This window comes from Nocardia gipuzkoensis (genome assembly GCF_021183645.1).
Lineage (GTDB): Bacteria > Actinomycetota > Actinomycetes > Mycobacteriales > Mycobacteriaceae > Nocardia > Nocardia abscessus.
The window spans coordinates 2,898,958-2,916,846 of record NZ_CP089225.1; the positions used below are offsets into that span (position 1 = coordinate 2,898,958).

The window sequence follows — 17,889 nt, forward strand, 5'->3', positions numbered from 1 at the left end:
GTCTTCGGTCCGAAGGCCCGGTCAGCGTGGTTTCACCAAAGGGAACGGCAGAGTCTCGCGAATGCTGCGTCCGGTGATCAGCATGACGATCCGGTCCACGCCCAGTCCGAGCCCGCCGGTCGGCGGCATCGCGTGCTCGAGAGCCTGCAGGAACTCCTCGTCGAGTTCCATCGCCTCCGGGTCGCCGTTGGCCGCGAGCAGTGACTGCTCGGTGAGCCTGCGCCGTTGCTCCACCGGGTCGGTGAGTTCGCTGTAGGCCGTGCCGAGTTCGACGCCCCAGGCGACCAGGTCCCAGCGCTCGGTGACGCCGGGTATCCGGCGATGCTGCCTGGTCAGCGGGGACACCGAGGTCGGGAAGTCGATGTAGAACGTCGGCTCCTCGGTGTGGGATTCGACCAGGTGCTCGTACATCTCCAGCACCACCTGGCCCGCGTCCCAGCCGTGCTGGAAAGGGACCTCGGCGTTTTCGCAGAGTTCGCGTAACTCCTCGACGCCGGTCTCGGGGGTGATCTCCGCGCCGATCGCCTCGGACACCGCGCCGTGCACCGTCCGCACCCGCCACTCGCCGGAGATGTCCACCTCTTCGAACGACCCGTTTCCGTTGGGCCGCAACGCCACCATCGCGCCGTTGGCCGCGATCGCCGCGTTCTGGATCAGCCTGCGGCAGGTGTGCATCATGCGCTCGTAGTCGCTGTGCGCCTCGTAGGCCTCGAGAATGGTGAACTCTGGGTTGTGGCTGAAGTCGACTCCTTCGTTGCGGAAGGTCCGGCCGATCTCGAACACCTTCTCCATACCGCCGACGCACAGCCGCTTCAGATACAGCTCCGGCGCGATCCGCAGATACAGGTCGAGGTCGTAGGCGTTGATGTGCGTGACGAACGGCGTGGCGTTGGCGCCACCGTGCACCTGTTGCAGGATCGGCGTCTCCACCTCCAGGTACCCCAGGGAGTTCAGCGAGTCCCGCAGTGAGCGCACCACCGCGCTCCGCTTGGCCAGCACCTCGCGGGTCTCGGGGTTGATCGCCATGTCGACGTAGCGCTGCCGCACCTTCGCCTCGGGATCGGCCAGCCCTTTCCACTTGTCCGGCAACGGGTGCAGGCACTTGCCCAGCATCCGCCAGTCCGCCGCGAGCAGCGAGAGCTCACCGCGCCTACTGGCGCCGATCTGCCCGCTCACCTCGATCAGATCACCGAGATCGAAGAACTCGCCGAACTCGGCGCTGCGTTCCGCGCCGACCCGGTCGCGATCGATGACCAGCTGGATGTCGTCGGTCCAGTCGCGCAGCACCGCGAAGATCACCCCACCGTAGTCCCGGATGCGCAGCAGCCTGCCGCAGACGCGGACCGTGGTGCCGCGTGGGGAACGCCGCGCGTCGGCGACGGTATGCGTCGGGGGGTAGGCGACCGGGTAGGGATCAATGCCGGAGTCGGTGAGGCGCGCCAGTTTGTCCATGCGCACGCGCACCTGCTCGGGCCTGCGCGGCAACTGCTGCTCGCCCTCGAGCTCGGCGATGTCGGGCGGACTGCCGTCGGTGTGCAGCCCCGTCACGGTCGAGGGCACCGCGATGTGCTCGCCGGTGTGCGTCGAAGTATCCGGTTCCTTGCCGAGCCGTGGCAGGAAGCCCTCGGCCAGCGCGCTGGCCACCGCGACGCGCGGTAGCTGCCTGCGCTCCTCGAACAGGAAGAACCGGGGCGCCCAGTGCGGCTGGTATTTCACGTTCGACCGATACAGCGCCTCGAGCTGCCACCAGCGCGAGAAGAACAGCAGCACGCCGCGCCACAAACGCAGCACGGGACCGGCACCGATCCGGCCGCCCTCCTCGAACACCGAGCGGAACACGGCGAAGTTCAACGACACCTTGGTGACGCCGTACAGCTCGGAGTTCAGCGCGAGCTGGGAGATCATCAGCTCCATCACGCCGTTGGGCCCGCCGGGGTCGCGGCGCATCAGCTCCAGCGAGGCCCCGGTGCGGCCCCACGGGACCAGCGACAGCATGCCCAGCACCCGGCCCTGCGGGTTGACCGCCTCCACCAGTAAGCAGTCACCGTCCAGCGGATCGCCCAATCTGCCCAGCGCCATGGAGAACCCGCGCTCGGTCTCGGTGTCGCGCCAGCTGTCCGCGCGGGCGATGACCCGGGGGAACTCCTCGCCGGAGATGTCGCGGTGCCTGCGGATGCGGACCATGACGCCGTGCTTGCGCAGCCGGTTCGCGGCCTGGCGCACCGGTTTCATCTCCGGCCCCGCCAGCGAGAAGTTCCTGGTGTCCAGAATGGCTTCGTCGCCGAGGCGCAGCGCGGACAGGCCCGCGCGCCGGTACGCCGTCGCACCGACTTCGCTCGCGCCCATCACCGCGGGAGCCCATCCGAACTGGTCGGCCTGCCGCAACCACGCATCGATCGCCTGCGGCCATGCCTCCCGAATGCCGATCGGGTCACCGCTGGCCAGGCTGACACCCAGCTCCACGCGATAGGTCACCGCGGCCTTGCCGCTGGGCGCGAAGACCACCGCCTTGTCCCGCCGGGTGGCGAAGTAGCCGAGTGAGTCCTCCACGTCCGAGCGCTCCAGCAATCCGCGGATCGCCGACTCGTCGGTGCCGGTCATGGCGTTCGCGGCGCGCTGCGAACGCAGCAGAATGATCACCGCGGCCAGCAGCGCGACCGCGCCGAACAGGCCAAGCAGGAAGTTGACGAACGGCGGCGGATGCCCGTCGAAGTGCTCGTTGTCCGCCAGCACCGCGGCGGTCACGCGGTAGATCGCCCAGCCCGGTCGCTGCACGCCCTGCGGCAGGCTGCCGGGGAACAATTCCACCAGTCCCCAGCCGACCAGCGCGCCGATCGCCAGACCCCCGGCCAGCACGCCGAGCGCTTTCCACCCCGCTCCGCGGCGCACCTTGGTGTAGAACTCGGGCCATGCCGCGATGAGCACGCCGATCACGGCGAGGTGCACCACCATGGCCACCAGAGCGTGGATACTGCCGCGCTCGGCGAAGGTGACGCCGTTGACCACCGTATAGATCGCGAGATAGCCGATCAGCAACCACCAGGCGATCCGTTTCCGGCTGGCTATCGCGCCTGCCGTCAGGCCGACGACCAGCGCCCACATCAGGTTCGTATCCGGCGCGTCGAAGTAATAGGTGTCGATATAGCGGCGCGGCACCTGGGTCAGGAAACGCAGACCGGGTGAAAGGCTCCAGAGGAAGCACAGCACCGCGAATACACCGAGCGCCAATCCCGCGATATGCGGCACTTCCGAAAGCCGTCCGTGACCCCGGTGTGGAACCGGCGGAGTCGGTTTATCCGCGGGTGGTGCGGTGTCGCGATGTTGCTGGGCTTGCGTCGAGGTCACGGAACCAGTGTGTACGTAGGTGTGTCTGATTTGCCAAGCCCGCGGTGGGCGTGTTTGTGCGGTATTTGCCCGACCGGGACTTCCTCGCGGCGTGTTCGTGGCCGGTTGGAGACCTGGGCGGAGGGACCGACGGGTGTCGGCGTCAATTCGGAACGTGGGGTCGATCGGTCGCATTTCTACGCGGTGCGGGCGGGACGGGTCGAGTTGCTCGGTGATCGCTGGGGGATGTGGGGCGGTGTTCGGCGATTCCAGAAGGGGCTGTAAATATTTACTTCATGTCGGAACCAGTCGAAGTACCGATCGATGAGGACGTTATTCGGCTCGGCCAGTTTCTGAAGCTGGCCAACCTGATCGAATCCGGTTCGGAGGCGAAGACGGTGATCGCCGCCGGGTTGGTGCGGGTCAACGACGAGGTCGAGCTGCGGCGCGGACGACAGCTGCACGTCGGCGACGTGGTCGCCCTGGCCGGTCACAAGGTCGTCGTGTCCGCCTGACCCACCCCGGTGGAGGTGGCCGCCGCAGAAATATCCCCGGGCGCGCCACCGGGCCCGCTCAGTCCTCGGCGCGGACGACGACGCCGTCGTGGTCGCTGTAGAGCATGTCGCCGGGCACGAAGGTGACCCCGCCGAACTCCACCGGCACGTCGCGGTCGCCGCTACCGGTCTGCGTGCTCTTACGCGGGTTGGTGCCCAGTGCCTTGATGCCGATGTCCAGGGTGCGCAGGATGGCGGAGTCACGCACCGCGCCGTTGACGACCACGCCCGCCCAGCCGTTCTCGACGCCGCGCCCGGCGATGATGTCACCGACCAGCGCGGTGTGCACGCTCGCACCGCCGTCGACCACCAGCACCTTGCCCTCGCCCGGTTCGCCGAGCGTCTGCTTCACCAGCAGGTTGTCCTGGAAGCAGCGGATGGTGGTGATGCGTCCGGAGAACGCCGCACGCCCGCCGAACTGGATGAACTGCGTATCGCAGCTCCGGATCTCCGGGCCGATCTCGTCGGCCAGGTCGGCGGTGGCGCTTACATTCTGCGATTCGGTCACTGGGCTATTTTGCAGCGCCTTCGGCGCTGCGTGTTCGCGGCCCCCTGATGGCTCGCGTCCGAGCGACCGCCGCTTGCTCCTGCGTCGCGGACGCGGCGGCCACTCGGACGCGAGCCGGGCCGCGAACGGCGCATGCTCGGTCTCGCTTCGCTCGAAACCGGAAGCTGGGCTGGTGTGGGCGGGTGGGGCGCTAGCGGTGGCCGTAGCGCAGTTCGTAGAGGTCGCGGTCGTGGTCGGTGATCTTGCCGTGGTCGACCAGTTCGGGGTTCAGGCCGTGCTGGACCAAGCGGAAGCGGCGCCAGACGTAGCTGAGAGCCACCGTGAAGACCACCATCGGAACGATCATCATCACGATCAAGCCGATCTTCAGCGGCATCGGCCCGGGGAACAGCAGGACCAGAGCGAAGAACGGGATGATCGGCCCGAGAAAACGGACGAGATAGCGTTCCATCGCCCCGTGTCCGACGAGGTCGTGGACGACCCACTCGTGTAGCTCCTCGGGGAGCTCGCGGCCCAGATCGTAGGTGATCCGCTGCCGAAACGTGGGCTTTTTCATGCTTCCAGGCTATGCCCGTGATTTACGCCACGCTAGACTTTCGCGGGCTCAACCGCGTCCGTGCCTGCGCTCGTAGTCGAGGCGTTCGCGCTCGTCCCGGCGGCGGGCGTCGGCATCCGCGAGCGCGGGGTCGAGACCGTGCTTGATCAGCCGATGCCGCCGGTAGACGTACAGCAGCGCCACTGTGAAGTAGATCAGCGGGATGTATAGCAGCGCCATCATCGCCAACCCCATCCACAACGGGCCGGGCAGCAACAGGAACAGCATGAGCACCGGAAGCACGGGCACCAGGAAGCGCAGGAGATAGCGCCGCGTAGCGCCCGGCCCGACCAGATCCTCGCGCACCCAATCGGACATCGATTCCGGCAGCGTGCGGCCGAAGACATAGCCGATCCGCTGTCCGAACGAGGGTTCAGCACTCACCCCTCCAGCATCCCGACCCCACCGTCCCCGGCGCAACCGGCCCCTACCGAGCGGCGTGGAATGCGGCGATCTGGGTGACCAGGTTGTGCGTGGTGTGCTGCACGGCGATCTTGACGAACGGTTCGATGGTCTTGCCGAGCGCCCGTCCCGCGAGGCCGCCGGGCACCCGGTAGTCCACGATGGCGTCGACGGTGCACAACCGGTCGCCCTTGTCGTGGAACAGGAACGTCGACTCGATCTGGAAACCCTTGATCGACTTGACGCCGATCGCGTAGTTCTCCTCCCAGCGGACCACCTCGATCCGCGACTTCAGCGAGGCGGGTCCCAGTTTCATGTGCCCGTCGAAAGTCGCGCCGACCCCTTCGGTCTGCTCGCCGACCGGGGTGAAGGACTCGACGCCGTGCAGGAAGCGCGGCAGGTTCTGATAGTCGTTGACGAAGGCGAACGCGGACTCCGCCGAGGCCACGCAATCCTCGACGATCTTCACTACGGTCATGCGGAAACCCTAACCGGGGCACGGCCTGGTGCCTCAGGCGGTGACGGCCAGGGTCGCGGCCAGCCCGAAGGCGAGCGCCATCACGACCACCTCGGCGATCGCGCGGCGCAGCGAGTCCTTCGCGTCCATCCGGTGGTCGGCCGCCCGGGGCACCCAACTGCGGCGCCACCACCAGCCGAGTGCGAGCAACACGAGCAGCACCACGGTCTTGGCCAGCAGGATCCGGCCGTATCCGGTGCTGACGAACGGGGTGATCCCGCCGACCCGGATCAGTCCGTTGAGCAGGCCCGTGACCGCTACGACCGCGACCAGCGGCAGCGCCACCGCCGAATACTTCGGCAGCACCACCGCCCACTCACCCCGGGTCCGCACGACCAGCGCCAGCGCGATCAGCAGTCCGAACCAGGCGCCGGCCGCCAGCGCGTGCACCGCGGCGAGCACGGAGCCGAACGCCTGCTGCGACATGTGCCCGGTGATCGGACGCAAGGCCAGCGCGACCGCCGCGAACACCAGCACCAGGTCGGCGGAGGCGGACTCGGGCCTGCGGAAGGCCAGCGCGGAGCCGCAGGCCACCGTCGCGACGCCGACCAGGATCGCGATCCCGACCTGCCCGCCGCTGACGTCCACCAGGTAGGTGCCGAATTCCGCGGCGCCGAGTTCGGTCACGGGCACACCGACCACCTCGGCCGCCTCGAAGACCAGCACGGCGAACTCGGCGGCCGCCCAGACCCCGGCGAGCGCCGCCAGCAGCCGCCAAGGTGTTCGCAGGCGCGGGGAGACCCTGGGCAGAGCGGCCAATCCCAGCACTGTCGCCCCGACGCCGTCGGCCCCCACCCGGACCACTGCCTCCCCGGGCAGCGGCCCCGGCAGGATCAGCGCCCAGGCGAGCGCTACGCCGACCAGCCCGGCCGGGACGGCGAGCAGCAGTGCCGGCCAGGGCGTTCGGCCGGGGGCGGGCCGGGTACCACCCCGTCCGCCGATCCGCATCTCGTTCACCGCCGCGGGTTGCGGCTCCTGCCGCCGAACAAGGCGAACGCGAGCCCACCGCCGAACAGCACGACCGCGCCGACGATGAACACCCACAGCGGAATGCCGCCCGAGCCGTCCGAGCTGCCGTCGGATTTGGCATTCGGTTTCGGTCCCGGCGTGCCGTTGCCCGGCTTGCCGAGCGTGAAGTGCCGTTTGCCGCTGACGGGGTGACCGTCGGCCGAGGTCACCCGGTAGGCGATGGTGTACTCGCCGGCCGGGCCCAGCTCGCCCACGGCGACGCTGACCGTCTTGCCCTCGACCACCGGGTCGCCCTTGGACCACAGATTGCCGTCGGGTCCGACGACGGTGAGCGACGGGAAGCTGGGCTGGAGTTCCTCGTTGAACGTCACGCTGGCGCGCTCCGGACCGGCGTCGACGGTCGCGTTGTCCTCCGGGACGCTTCCGGTGGCCGCGGAGTGCGCGGCGGCGATGCCCGTTGCGGCGATGCCGAATCCGAGCAGAAATACTCCCGCCACGAGGGCGGTCAGGAGGCGGCGGGTCATGCGCGCCGCCCGCGGATCACATTGCCGAGGCCGAGCGCGACACCGAGCAGGCCGAGCGCGAGGCCGATCCCGCCGAGCCAGCGGGCGGTCTGGTCGTCGTGGTCGGTGTCGTCGTCCGAGGCTTCGCTGCTTACTTTGTGCCCGTCGTCCGCGTCGTCTTTGCTTGCGGACAGGGTCAGCGACGGGGCCGGATGTTCGGGTTCGTCGCCGTCCTTTCCGATCGGCTGGTCCCAGCTGACCACCTTGCCGTCGGAATAGGTCTGCTTGGCGGGGAAGCTGACCGAATCCAGGGCGGGCAGCGGGCCGACGGAAACCGCGAAACGCTGGAACTGACCGGGCGCGATGCCCGGCGCGCCCGGATCGGCGGTCCAGGTGATCGCCGTGACCTCCTTCTTGTCGTTGCGTTCCACTTTGGCCGACCAGCCGGGAACCGGTTCGGTCCGAGCGGATTTCAGATTGGGCAGGGTGACGGTGAGCGCCGTGGTGCTCGCGGTGTCCGATTCGGTGGGCACCCGGAAGGTGGCGACGGCGTAGCCGCCTTGCGTGGCGCCGGGAGCGTCCACCGTGACGTGTGCCGCGGCGGTGCCGCCTGCGAGCAGAACGAGTGCTGTTGTGGTGACCGTTGTTCCGACGGCGCGCGAAATCGAGCTGTGCATGCTGATGCTCCTGTGCGAGAGGAATAGGGTGTCGGGGCTCAGGCCGACAGCGGCGGCGCGCGCGGACCGAGCGCACCCAGCGGAGCACAGCGACAGGGCAGGAAACCGGGATCCGACCAGGGCGGCGCGCCGGCGACGCGCGTCTGCCGCGGTGGGGCGAGTATCGCGCGCAGCGCACCGGAGACGGCGGCGTAGAGCCGCTCGGCGAGCGCGATCAACGCAGCGCAGCCGACCGCCGCCACGATGTGCGCGAGCAGCATCCAGGCGGTCGGCAGCGGGGAAACCGTTGCGACAGCTCCGGTTCCGGAGTGGTGGTGCCCCACGAGGATCGACAACGCGGCGTGGCTGAGCAGCTGACCGGCGCCGAGCAGCCCGGCCGCGACGGACGGGCGCAGGCACGCGCGCGAGGTTCCCGCCGCCGCGCCCACTCCCGCGGCGATCAACAACACCAACGTCAGTTCGGTCGAGCCCGGCACACCTGCACCGGCCGACCCGTGCGCCGCGACGGCCAGCACGCCGACGAGCACGCCGACCAGGCCACCACGCAGGTGGCCGGTGATCGGGTGCGGGGACATGGGGACGAGGAAGGTCAGCGCACGCCGAGCCGGGCCAGGATGTCGGACTCGATTCCGGACAACTCGTGGGAGATCGACGCGTGCACCGAACGGCGGCGGTTGGCGGGCATCTGGTCGGAGGTGTGCACGGCGGCGGTCAGGCTGCCGAGACGGTCCTTGGTGGCGGTGACGAACTTCTGCGTCTCGCCTTTGTCTTTGCCGTTCTGCGTGCCGACTTTGTCCAGCGCCGCTTCGGCATTCGTGATGCGCGCCTGCAGCTTGGCGCCGTGCCCGGTGAAGTCACCGAGCTGGTCGATACCGACGCCGAGTTGCTGGGCGCGGCGCGTGTCGAGTTGCCCGCGCAGGAACGTCGCGCCGCGATAGGCGAGCGGGGCGAGCACCGGAATGAGCACGCGGGCGACGCCGAGGTATTTCTTCACCTGACCGGCGCTGAACGGATCGCGTTCGGCCTTGGCCGCCGCCTTCAGTGCGGCCTTCTCCTCCGCCTGGAACGCCGCGATCTGCGCTTTGGCGACCTTGCGTTGCGTGCGGGCCTCGACGCGGCGCGCCTTGCGGTCGTTCTTCGCGGCGAGCTTGGCCTCGATCACGGCCTTGTGCTTGAGGGCTTTCGCCTCGGCCCTGCGGCTCGGCCGCCGTTTGCGCTTCGTGAACAACCCCATCGAAGGCCCTCCGTCATGCTGGGTTCGCCATGGCAGTACGACGCCGGGGAAGCCCGTCCGCCCATGTCACACGCTTTGCCGTTACCCTATCGGGTCCATGCTGACAGCTGCGAGGGTAGTGCGACCCCCGCGCGCGGCACCTGGCAATTCGCTGGTCTCGATCCGAGTGGGTCTGCCCGCGGCAGGTTGTGAGCGACCTGACGATCAGCCGCCCCGAGCCACGCGCACTTCGTCCGGCACTCGAAGACAAACGCGCCCCAATCCGGGTTTCGAGTGAAGCGTGACGCAGCATCCGCCCGTTTTCGACCCCCGCTCTCATCCGAGCATCGGCTCGTGGACCACGATCACTGGTCGATCTGACGATCAGCCGCTCCAAGCGGCTCGCGCTATGTCCTGCGCTCGAATGTCAACGTGCCCGGCGCACCCCGACCCCAGGTTTCGAGCGAAGCGAGACCGAGCATCCGCCGTTCGTGGCCCGGCTCGCGTCCGAGTGGCCGCCGCGTCCGCGACGAAGTCGCCAGCGGCGGTCACTCGGACGCGCATAAGGGGGCCGCGAACACCCAGCGCCGCAGGCGCTGGTCGAACAAGCACAGAATTCAACACTGTCGGGGGCAGGGACCATACTGCTTAGCGTGGATTCGGACATCGGTGACCAAGACGGTCGCAAGCGCAACGGAACGGCCGTGGATCGGGCCTCCGGCGCGCCGACCGCCTTCATCGACGCCAGGGCGCTGATCGGCTGTCGTCATCGCCTGCATCTGGACGCGACGCACCCCGACGCACTGGTGGGAATCACCGAGGACGCGGGCGTGCGCCAGCGCCGCGATGCCGCCGCGGCGCATCGCGGCCGGGTGCGCGACGCACTGGTCGGCGCGGCTCCCGACGCCTGGGTGGTGATCGACCCCGGGCTGCGCGCCGCCGAGCGCGCCGAGGCGACGATGCGCGCGTGCGAAGAAGGTGCGCGGCACATCTGGGGCGGACTGCTGCCGCAGGAACCGGACACCGGCAGGCGCGGTGGTTCGGAGATCCTGCTGCGCGATGCCGACCGCGGTGGCTATATCCCGATCATCGTGGTGAACCACAAGGTGACCGACCCGCGCCAACCCGAGCCGGCCGACTTCCACCCCACCACCACCGACCCCTTTCACTGGAATCCGCAACCGGATCCGCATCGCAAGCTGCGCCAGCAGCCCCGCGACCAACAGCGGCTGGCGCATTTGCACCGGATGCTGCAACGGCACGGTCTGGCCAGCCCCGCGCTGGTCGGCGGCGTGATCGGCTTCGACTTCGATCGGATTCTGGTGCACGATCTGGCGCCGCTGCTGGCCGATTACGACCGCCGCTACGCCGACCGGATCGCGGTGGTGCGCGGCGAGTTGCCGACCATCCCCTCGAAGGTGCCCGAGTGCAGGCAGTGCCCGTGGTGGACGCGGGGGATCGACGGGCCGGGCTGTGAGGGCTGGCTGATCGAACATCGCGACGTCAGCCTGGTGGCGCCGGGTTCGCGCGCCGAGGTGCTGCGCAGGCACAACGTGGAGACCATCGACGAGCTCGCCGCCTGGGTGGGCGAGGAGCCCGAGGACTGGCAGCACGGCCCGTTCGACGAGGCCGTGGTCACGGCGCGCGCGTGGATCGCGGGGGCGCCGCTGGTGCGGCGGGTCGAGCGCGTGCGGGTGCGGCGGGCCGACGTGGAGGTCGACGTCGACCTGGAGAGCTTCCAGGAGTACGGCGCGTACCTGTGGGGGACGTTGCTGAACGGTGTGTACCGCCCGTTCGTCACTTGGGATCCGTTGCCCACCGAGGACGAGGGCCGTTCCTTCGGCGAGTTCTGGACCTGGTTGATGCGAGTGCGCGCGGAGGCGGCCGCGGCGGGCAGAACGTTTGCCGCCTACTGCTATTCGCGCACCGCCGAGGACAAGTGGCTGTACGAATCGGCGCGCCGGTTCGCAGGCCGGCCCGGCGTGCCGACGGTGGAGCAGGTGCGCGCGTTCGTGGACGGGCCGCAATGGGTGGACATGTTCCAGGCCGTCTCCGACCAGTTCATCTGCCCGAACGGCAAGGGGCTCAAGAAGATCGCGCCGGTCGCCGGGTTCTCCTGGCGTGATCCCGAGGCGGGCGGCGAGGCGTCGATGAGCTGGTATCGGCTAGCGGTCGGGTACGACGGCGCCGCACCGGATCAGACCCAGCGCACCCGGTTGCTGGAGTACAACGAGGACGACGTCCGCGCCACCCAGGTGCTGCGCGAATGGATGACCACCCGCGCCGACGAAGAGGTCCCCGGTCTCGCCGACTTCCGGTCGATTGCCGATTCGCGGGCGGCCGGAGGCGTTCCGGGTTACGCGGTGGTGCCTCCTTCGACTCCGTAGCCCCGCGCGGCGGTACCATCGCGTCGTGACAGAGCACGTCGAACAACTCGAGTTCCAGGCAGAGACCCATCAGCTGCTCGAGCTGATGATCCATTCCGTCTACTCCAACAAGGACACCTTCCTGCGGGAGCTGATCTCGAATTCCTCCGACGCGCTGGACAAGCTGCGGCTGGAGTCCTTCCGGGACAAGGATCTGCACGTCGATACCTCCGACCTGCACATCGAGCTGGAGGTCGACAAGGACAATCGGATCCTGACCGTCCGGGACAACGGCATCGGCATGTCGCGCGCCGAGGTCGTCGACCTGATCGGCACCCTCGCCAAGTCCGGCACCGCCGAGCTGCGCAAGAAGCTGAACGAGGCCAAGTCCGAAGCGGCGGCCGAGGAGCTGATCGGCCAGTTCGGCATCGGTTTCTACTCGACCTTCATGGTCGCCGACACGGTCACGCTGACCACCCGGCGCGCGGGGGAGACCACCGGCACCAGGTGGCAGTCCAGCGCGGGCAGCTCCACCTACACGATCGAAGAACTCGACGAAGCCCCGCAGGGCACGTCGGTCGCACTGCAGCTGAAGGCGGTGGACGAGGAGGATCACCTCTTCGACTACACCCTGGAGTGGAAGCTGCGGGAGATCGTCAAGAAGTACTCCGACTTCATCGCCTGGCCGATCCGCATGCAGGTCGAGCGGACCGTCACCGAGGGCGAGGGCGAGGATGCCAAGGAGACGACCATCCTCGAGGACCAGACGCTCAACTCCATGAAGGCGCTGTGGACGCGCCCCAAGAGCGAGGTCTCCGACGAGGAGTACAAGGAGTTCTACAAGCACGTCAGCCACGGCTGGGACGATCCGCTGGAGATCATCCCGATGAAGGCCGAGGGCACCTTCGAATACCAAGCGCTGCTGTTCATCCCCTCGCACGCGCCGTTCGACCTGTTCACCCGCGAGCACAAGCGCGGTGTGCAGCTCTACGTCAAGCGGGTGTTCATCATGGACAACTGCGAAGAGCTCATGCCGGAGTACCTGCGCTTCGTCAAGGGCGTGGTGGACGCGCAGGACTTGTCGCTCAACGTCTCCCGCGAGATCCTGCAGCAGGACCGGCAGATCCAGATGATCCGCAAGCGGCTGGTGAAGAAGGTGCTGTCCACGGTCAAGGATCTGCAGGGCGCCGAGGACCAGACCAGCTACCAGACGTTCTGGAAGGAGTTCGGCCGCGTCCTGAAGGAGGGTCTGCTCTCGGACTTCGACAACCGCGAGACCATCCTGCAGGTGTCCTCGTTCGCCTCGACGAACTCCGAGACCGAGCTGACCACGCTGGCCCAGTACGTGGAGCGGATGCCCGAGGGGCAGGACACGATCTACTACATGACCGGCGAGACCCGTCAGCAGGTCGAGAGCTCCCCGCACCTGGAGGCGTTCAAGGCCAAGGGCCGTGAGGTGCTGATCCTGACCGACCCGGTCGACGAGATGTGGGTCGGTTCGGTGCCCGAGTTCGACGGCAAGTCGTTCCAATCCATCGCCAAGGGCGAGGTCGACCTGGAGACCGAGGAGGAGAAGAAAGCCTCCGAGGCCCTGCGTGAGCAGCAGGACAAGGACTTCGCCGATGTGCTGGCGTGGCTGGGCAAGACGCTCGAGCAGAACGTCAAGGAGGTGCGTCTGACCAATCGGCTCACCACCTCTCCGGCCTGCCTGGTCGGCGACGTCTTCGACTTCACGCCGATGCTGGAGCGGATGTACCGGGCCTCGGGTCAGGCGCTGCCGGAGAGCAAGCGGATTCTGGAGCTCAACCCGGCGCACCCGCTGGTCACCGGTTTGCGCGACGCGTACGCGGCCGAGAAGGAGCAGGCCGACGCGGGGACCGCGACCGAGCTGTCGGAAACCGCCGAACTGCTGTTCGGCACGGCGGTGCTCGCCGAGGGCGGTGAGCTGAAGGATCCGGCGCACTTCGCGCACATCCTGACCGATCGGCTCACGCGCACGTTGTGAACCGACCGCGACCGGAGGACAACGCGTCCTCCGGTCGCGGCGGGTGCGGCGGCGCGACGTTTCGGCCATTTCCCGGTTACAAGGACCGCCGAGGTGGCATATTCGCAGGACTGGGGAGTTCGCCCCTGGGTGGCGCGGTTAGATGTGGATGCCTGAAAGGATCGTCACAACATGTCCGCAAACCCGCTTGCCGTCGCCGAGCCGTGGAATCTCGTAGCCGACGGATACGCCGAGTTCGCACCCGCCATCATGCGACCGTTCTCGGCGCGGGCGCTGGAGTTCGCCTCGCTGTCGCCGCAGGCGCGCATCGTGGACGTCGCGGCGGGACCGGGCACGCTCAGTCTGCTGGCCGCGGGCTACGTGGCCGAGGTCGAGGCGATCGATTTCTCCGAGCCGATGATCGCGCGGCTGGCCAGGGACGCCGCTGCCGCCGGGTGGACGAATGTCCGCGCGCGGGTGGGTGACGGACAGGATCTGCCGTACGAATCCGACCGGTTCGACGCCGGGTTCTCCATGTTCGGACTGATGTTCTTCCCCGAGCGCGCACGGGGGTTCGCCGAGTTGTTCCGGGTGTTGCGGCCGGGCGGCACGGCGGTGGTGTCGAGCTGGGCGCCGATCGCGGACTCGCCGCTGATGCGGATGATGTTCGGCGCGTTGACCGCGGCCGACCCGAACATCCAGGAGCCGCAACCGAACTTCCTGAGTCTGGAGAATCCGGAGGTCTTCGAATCCGAGATGCGCGGAGCGGGTTTCGAAGCCGTGTCCATCCAACGGCATTCGATCGCGCTCACCTTCGACAGCCCGGAGCAGATGTGGGAGGCCATGGTGCGCAGCAGCGCCCCGCTGGAGCTCATGCGCCACAGTGTGAGCGCGGAGGTCTGGGCTCGGCGCGCCGCGGTCATGAAAGCGTTTCTGGCCGAGAAGTACCGGCCGAACTATCCGTTGTCCACCACGGCGTACCTGGGCATCGGGCACAAGCCGCAGGGCTGAGCGACAGCGGCGCGCGGCCCTTCCGGGGAAGGACCGCGCGCGGCCGGTCAGTGCGGCGGAATCAGCGCGGGGCCATGCGCAGCGCGCCGTCCATGCGGATGGTCTCGCCGTTGAGGTAGTCGTGCTCGACGATGTACTGCGACAGCTGCGCGTACTCGTCCGGACGGCCCAGGCGGGACGGGAAGGGCACGCCCGCCTCGAGGCCCTTGCGGTACTCCTCGGTGACGCCGGCCAGCATCGGGGTGTCGATGATGCCGGGAGCGATGGTGTTCACCCGGATGCCGAACTGGGCCAGGTCGCGTGCGGCCGGAACGGTCATGCCGTGCACGCCACCCTTGGAGGCCGAGTAGGCGATCTGGCCGATCTGGCCCTCGAACGCGGCGACCGAGGCGGTGTTGATGATGACGCCACGCTGGCCGTACTCGTCCACGGCGTCGGTCTTGGCGATCGCGTCGGCGGCCAACCGCATGACGTTGAAGGTGCCGAGCAGGTTGACCGTGATGACCGTGCGGAACAGCTCCAGATCGTGCGGGCCGTTCTTGGACAGGATGCGGCCCGCCCAGCCGACACCGGCGCAGTTGACCACGATGCGCAGCGGCGCGCCCGATTCGGCGACCTGCGCCACAGCGGCGCTGACCTCGTCGTTGCTGGTGACATCGGCGGGAATGAGGGTGACCCCGTCCGGCACGCTGTCGCCGGCGCGCTCGATCGACTGCGGTACGTCGAGTCCGAAGACGGTGGCGCCGAGATCGGCGAAACGCTTGGCGGTGGCGGCGCCGAGGCCCGATGCGCCTCCGGTGACAATGGCGGCGGAACCCGAAATCTCCACGATGGTCCTCTCGTTCGTGACAGCCAGTTGGCCCTTCGTCAATTGCACCCTAACCGGTGCCGGGCGCGCGGCCCCGCACGGCTCCCTCACCCCGTTGCCCACTGGCAAACTATCTGCGAACACGACTGTTCTCCGGTGGTACGGTCACACCATGGGCGCTGCGCCGTCCGGGCGTGTGCGCCCGCCCAGCCGTGCACCCTGTGCACCGGATCCACGGAACCGACCGCGCAGAATGGAGCAGCCCAGTCAGCTCGACCGAATACCGGAGTCACCGTATGACCGAATCGGCCATCAGCGCACGCCTCCCCCGGGGGAGGCATGGACTCCCGCGAGAGCAGGTGATCGCCTCACAGCGCGAGCGAATCCTCGTCGCGACGGCGGAGGCCATGGCCGAAAACGGTTACATCGGGACGTCGGTCGCGGCGATCCTGAAGCGGGCGGGCGTGTCGCGGGAGACCTTCTACGAGCAGTTCCGTTCCAAGGAGGACTGCTTCGAGGCCGCGTACGAGCGTGCGGTGCAGTTGCTACTCGACCGGATCGCCGAGGCCACCGAGACCGAAGACGGCGCGCCGGGCGACACGGATCCCATGGCTCGAATGGATCGGATCTTCCGGGCCTACCTCCAATATCTGGTGGACGATCCGGCCAGCGCGCGACTGTTCTTGGTCGAGGTCTTCGCGGTGGGATCCGCGGCCATCGCGCGCCGAGCCCAGCTGCAAGAACGGTTCGTCGAGCTGATCGCCGCCGTGCTCGACGCGCGGACCCGCCAGCAGCGCTTCGCCTGTCAGGCCCTGGCCGCCGCGGTGGGTTCGATGGTCACCGCTCGGATCGCGGCGGGGGACTCTGCCGGTCTGCTCGTGCTGCGGGAACCGCTGCTGGAGCTGTTGCGGCGGGGTGGCGGACTGTATGGAGCCGCTCTGGGCTCGTCCGCCGAGCCATCCGCGTGAGCAACAGCGCCGCACCGGCAAGTGCGGGAGCGATCGTCGCGATCGCGGCGACGGCAGCGCCGCCGAGGGCCGGTGTGGCCGCGCCCAGCAGCGTGGCCGCACCGAAATAGAGGAACAGCAGGCCCGAGCCGATGCCGATCGCGTGTTCCGGCAGGTGTTTGCCGACCAGGATGCCGGCCGCGATGGCGAGCGCGTCGGCGGCGACCATGCCGATGGTGGAGCCGAGCCACACGCCCACCCAGTCGTAATCGGTGGCCAGCGCGGCGGTCGCGAACATGGTCCGGTCGCCCAGCTCGGCGAGCAGGAACGCGGACAGCACCACGAAGAACGGCGCGCCCGCGGCCCTCGGCGTCTTCGGCGCGGGATCGTCATCGCCGGGGCCGAAGTGCTCGCGCAGGGTCCACAGGCCGACGGCCAGGAAGGTGATCGCGGCGATCAGCGAGATCGTTCTGGTGGGCAGTGCCGCACCGAGGAAATGGCCGACGCCGACCGAGATCAGGTGTACCGCGGCGGAGGCCGTCGCGATGCCGCCGAGCACCACCCACCAGCGATAGCGCAGCGCGAACGTCAGCGCCATCAGCTGGGACTTGTCGCCCAGTTCGGCGAGAAAGACTATGCCGATACTCAGCAATACGGTGGCGATCATGTGTGGTCGGCTCCCAGGTCTCCGGCCTGCCGGTCGGAGCTACTACGGGTAGCCTCCGGCCGACAACGAAATGGTTGTCCAGGCCGAAGGTCTCGCCCACCGACGGATGCCGGTTCACACAGCCGGACCCGAACCCGGAAGGACCGGTGGGTCAGTATGTCGACTGTGCGATTGGGGGCTACTCCCCTTCGCTGCAGCCGACTCTACCCGCCGGGTCAGCGCTTGCCAACTCGCTGTAATCGAAATCGCAATGCGCACAATAAGTTTGGCGATCCAACCGGCGAATTTCGGTTACCCTCACGCGGCCAGCAGCATGGCCAGAACCGCGGTGTCGGGATCGCTGATCGGGTCGAGTCCGACCCGGCTGACCAGCGAAGTGACCGTTCCGTCCGACTCCGCCTCCACCCAGGCGGCGCGGTGCTCGAGCCCCAGATGGGGCACGCCGGGCAGCAGGACGCAGCCGGACGCCGCGCCGGTGCACTCGGGTAGTGACGGGCGGGTTTCCGATGGAGGATGCAGCATCAGCAACGCCGGTGGCACATGTTCGGCGAAACGGCCCGGCTCCACCGCTTCCTCGCCCAGCACGGGGCCTTCGGCCAGCACCAGGCCGACCGTGCCGGGGGCTGGATCGTCGGGCAGGTCCTCACGGACGCCGAACACCGTCGAGGTCGTCAGCAGCCCGGGTAGCGTGGCCACGCGCACCGCGAGCACGAGCACCTGGGCCCATTCCTTGGTGGTCTCCGGCCAGCGTCCGGAGATCACGAAGCCCCGCAGCGATCCGCGCGAATGAAACGGCGTGATGCCGATCGGTTCGTTCGTGCGCATTTTCTGCCTCCCGTTTGTC

The 17,889-nt window shown here is 68.4% G+C and carries 17 protein-coding genes and 1 pseudogene; 5 read left to right on the forward strand and 13 right to left on the reverse strand.

Translation table 11 applies throughout. The annotated features are described in order from the left end of the window. Positions 1 to 21: 21 nt before the first annotated feature. Entirely contained in the window at positions 22 to 3,345 is a 3,324-nt protein-coding gene (lysX, locus tag LTT66_RS13130; RefSeq protein WP_408638787.1) for a bifunctional lysylphosphatidylglycerol synthetase/lysine--tRNA ligase LysX, read from the reverse strand. 275 nt (positions 3,346 to 3,620) lie between these two features. On the opposite strand from lysX, the gene LTT66_RS13135 reads away from it, so the two are divergent. Next, positions 3,621 to 3,839: an RNA-binding S4 domain-containing protein gene (locus LTT66_RS13135; protein ID WP_181725710.1), complete on the forward strand. Its 219-nt coding sequence runs from the start codon at positions 3,621 to 3,623 to the stop codon at positions 3,837 to 3,839. Between the two features lie 58 nt (positions 3,840 to 3,897). Here the strand turns inward: LTT66_RS13135 and rraA are convergent, their stop codons facing one another. The 9 genes from rraA to LTT66_RS13180 all read right to left on the reverse strand — a co-directional run bounded on the left by rraA (position 3,898) and on the right by LTT66_RS13180 (position 9,283). Continuing rightward, positions 3,898 to 4,386, reverse strand: a complete 489-nt coding sequence (gene rraA / locus LTT66_RS13140) for a ribonuclease E activity regulator RraA (protein WP_233067240.1) — start codon at positions 4,384 to 4,386, stop codon at positions 3,898 to 3,900. A gap of 190 nt (positions 4,387 to 4,576) precedes the next feature. After that, entirely contained in the window at positions 4,577 to 4,942 is a 366-nt protein-coding gene (locus LTT66_RS13145; protein WP_233067242.1) for a DUF5313 family protein, read from the reverse strand. 48 nt (positions 4,943 to 4,990) lie between these two features. Further along, entirely contained in the window at positions 4,991 to 5,299 is a 309-nt protein-coding gene (locus LTT66_RS13150; RefSeq protein ID WP_228829609.1) for a DUF5313 family protein, read from the reverse strand. 109 nt (positions 5,300 to 5,408) lie between these two features. After that, on the reverse strand, positions 5,409 to 5,861 hold the full coding sequence (locus tag LTT66_RS13155) for an SRPBCC family protein (RefSeq protein WP_233067244.1): 453 nt from the start codon (positions 5,859 to 5,861) through the stop codon (positions 5,409 to 5,411). Positions 5,862 to 5,894: 33 nt separating this feature from the next. After that, entirely contained in the window at positions 5,895 to 6,848 is a 954-nt protein-coding gene (locus LTT66_RS13160) for a CopD family protein (protein WP_233069208.1), read from the reverse strand. A 5-nt stretch (positions 6,849 to 6,853) separates the two neighbouring features. After that, on the reverse strand, positions 6,854 to 7,393 hold the full coding sequence (locus LTT66_RS13165) for a copper resistance CopC family protein (protein WP_181724607.1): 540 nt from the start codon (positions 7,391 to 7,393) through the stop codon (positions 6,854 to 6,856). Next, entirely contained in the window at positions 7,390 to 8,049 is a 660-nt protein-coding gene (locus tag LTT66_RS13170) for a YcnI family copper-binding membrane protein (RefSeq protein WP_233067246.1), read from the reverse strand. The genes LTT66_RS13165 and LTT66_RS13170 overlap by 4 nt, the downstream gene beginning before the upstream one ends. Before the next feature lie 38 nt (positions 8,050 to 8,087). Further along, positions 8,088 to 8,624 (reverse strand): hypothetical protein, encoded by a 537-nt coding sequence (locus tag LTT66_RS13175; protein ID WP_233067249.1) that lies wholly within the window; start codon positions 8,622 to 8,624, stop codon positions 8,088 to 8,090. A 14-nt stretch (positions 8,625 to 8,638) separates the two neighbouring features. Beyond that, positions 8,639 to 9,283 (reverse strand): DUF6474 family protein, encoded by a 645-nt coding sequence (locus LTT66_RS13180; protein WP_233067251.1) that lies wholly within the window; start codon positions 9,281 to 9,283, stop codon positions 8,639 to 8,641. Positions 9,284 to 9,966: 683 nt separating this feature from the next. On the opposite strand from LTT66_RS13180, the gene LTT66_RS13185 reads away from it, so the two are divergent. From LTT66_RS13185 to LTT66_RS13195, 3 genes are all read left to right on the forward strand, one after another. Further along, positions 9,967 to 11,649, forward strand: coding sequence for a TM0106 family RecB-like putative nuclease (locus tag LTT66_RS13185; RefSeq protein WP_233069209.1), 1,683 nt, complete (start codon positions 9,967 to 9,969; stop codon positions 11,647 to 11,649). 25 nt (positions 11,650 to 11,674) lie between these two features. Then, entirely contained in the window at positions 11,675 to 13,633 is a 1,959-nt protein-coding gene (gene htpG, locus LTT66_RS13190) for a molecular chaperone HtpG (RefSeq protein ID WP_233067253.1), read from the forward strand. Between the two features lie 171 nt (positions 13,634 to 13,804). Next, a complete protein-coding gene (locus tag LTT66_RS13195; RefSeq protein WP_233067255.1) occupies positions 13,805 to 14,623 on the forward strand; it encodes a class I SAM-dependent methyltransferase in 819 nt (272 codons plus the stop codon). 61 nt (positions 14,624 to 14,684) lie between these two features. Here the strand turns inward: LTT66_RS13195 and LTT66_RS13200 are convergent, their stop codons facing one another. Next, positions 14,685 to 15,452 (reverse strand): SDR family NAD(P)-dependent oxidoreductase, encoded by a 768-nt coding sequence (locus LTT66_RS13200; RefSeq protein WP_195067043.1) that lies wholly within the window; start codon positions 15,450 to 15,452, stop codon positions 14,685 to 14,687. A gap of 386 nt (positions 15,453 to 15,838) precedes the next feature. Between LTT66_RS13200 and LTT66_RS13205 the strand changes: the two are divergent. Continuing rightward, a pseudogene (locus tag LTT66_RS13205) lies at positions 15,839 to 15,895 on the forward strand (hypothetical protein); the annotation flags it as partial. 373 nt (positions 15,896 to 16,268) lie between these two features. On the opposite strand, the gene LTT66_RS13210 reads toward LTT66_RS13205, so the two are convergent. Both LTT66_RS13210 and LTT66_RS13215 read right to left on the reverse strand, forming a co-directional pair. Next, positions 16,269 to 17,045, reverse strand: coding sequence for a TMEM165/GDT1 family protein (locus LTT66_RS13210; protein WP_233067258.1), 777 nt, complete (start codon positions 17,043 to 17,045; stop codon positions 16,269 to 16,271). 297 nt (positions 17,046 to 17,342) lie between these two features. Beyond that, the gene (locus LTT66_RS13215; RefSeq protein WP_043684671.1) at positions 17,343 to 17,870 is read right to left on the reverse strand and encodes a hypothetical protein; all 528 of its coding nucleotides are present in this window, start codon (positions 17,868 to 17,870) and stop codon (positions 17,343 to 17,345) included. Positions 17,871 to 17,889: the final 19 nt, after the last annotated feature.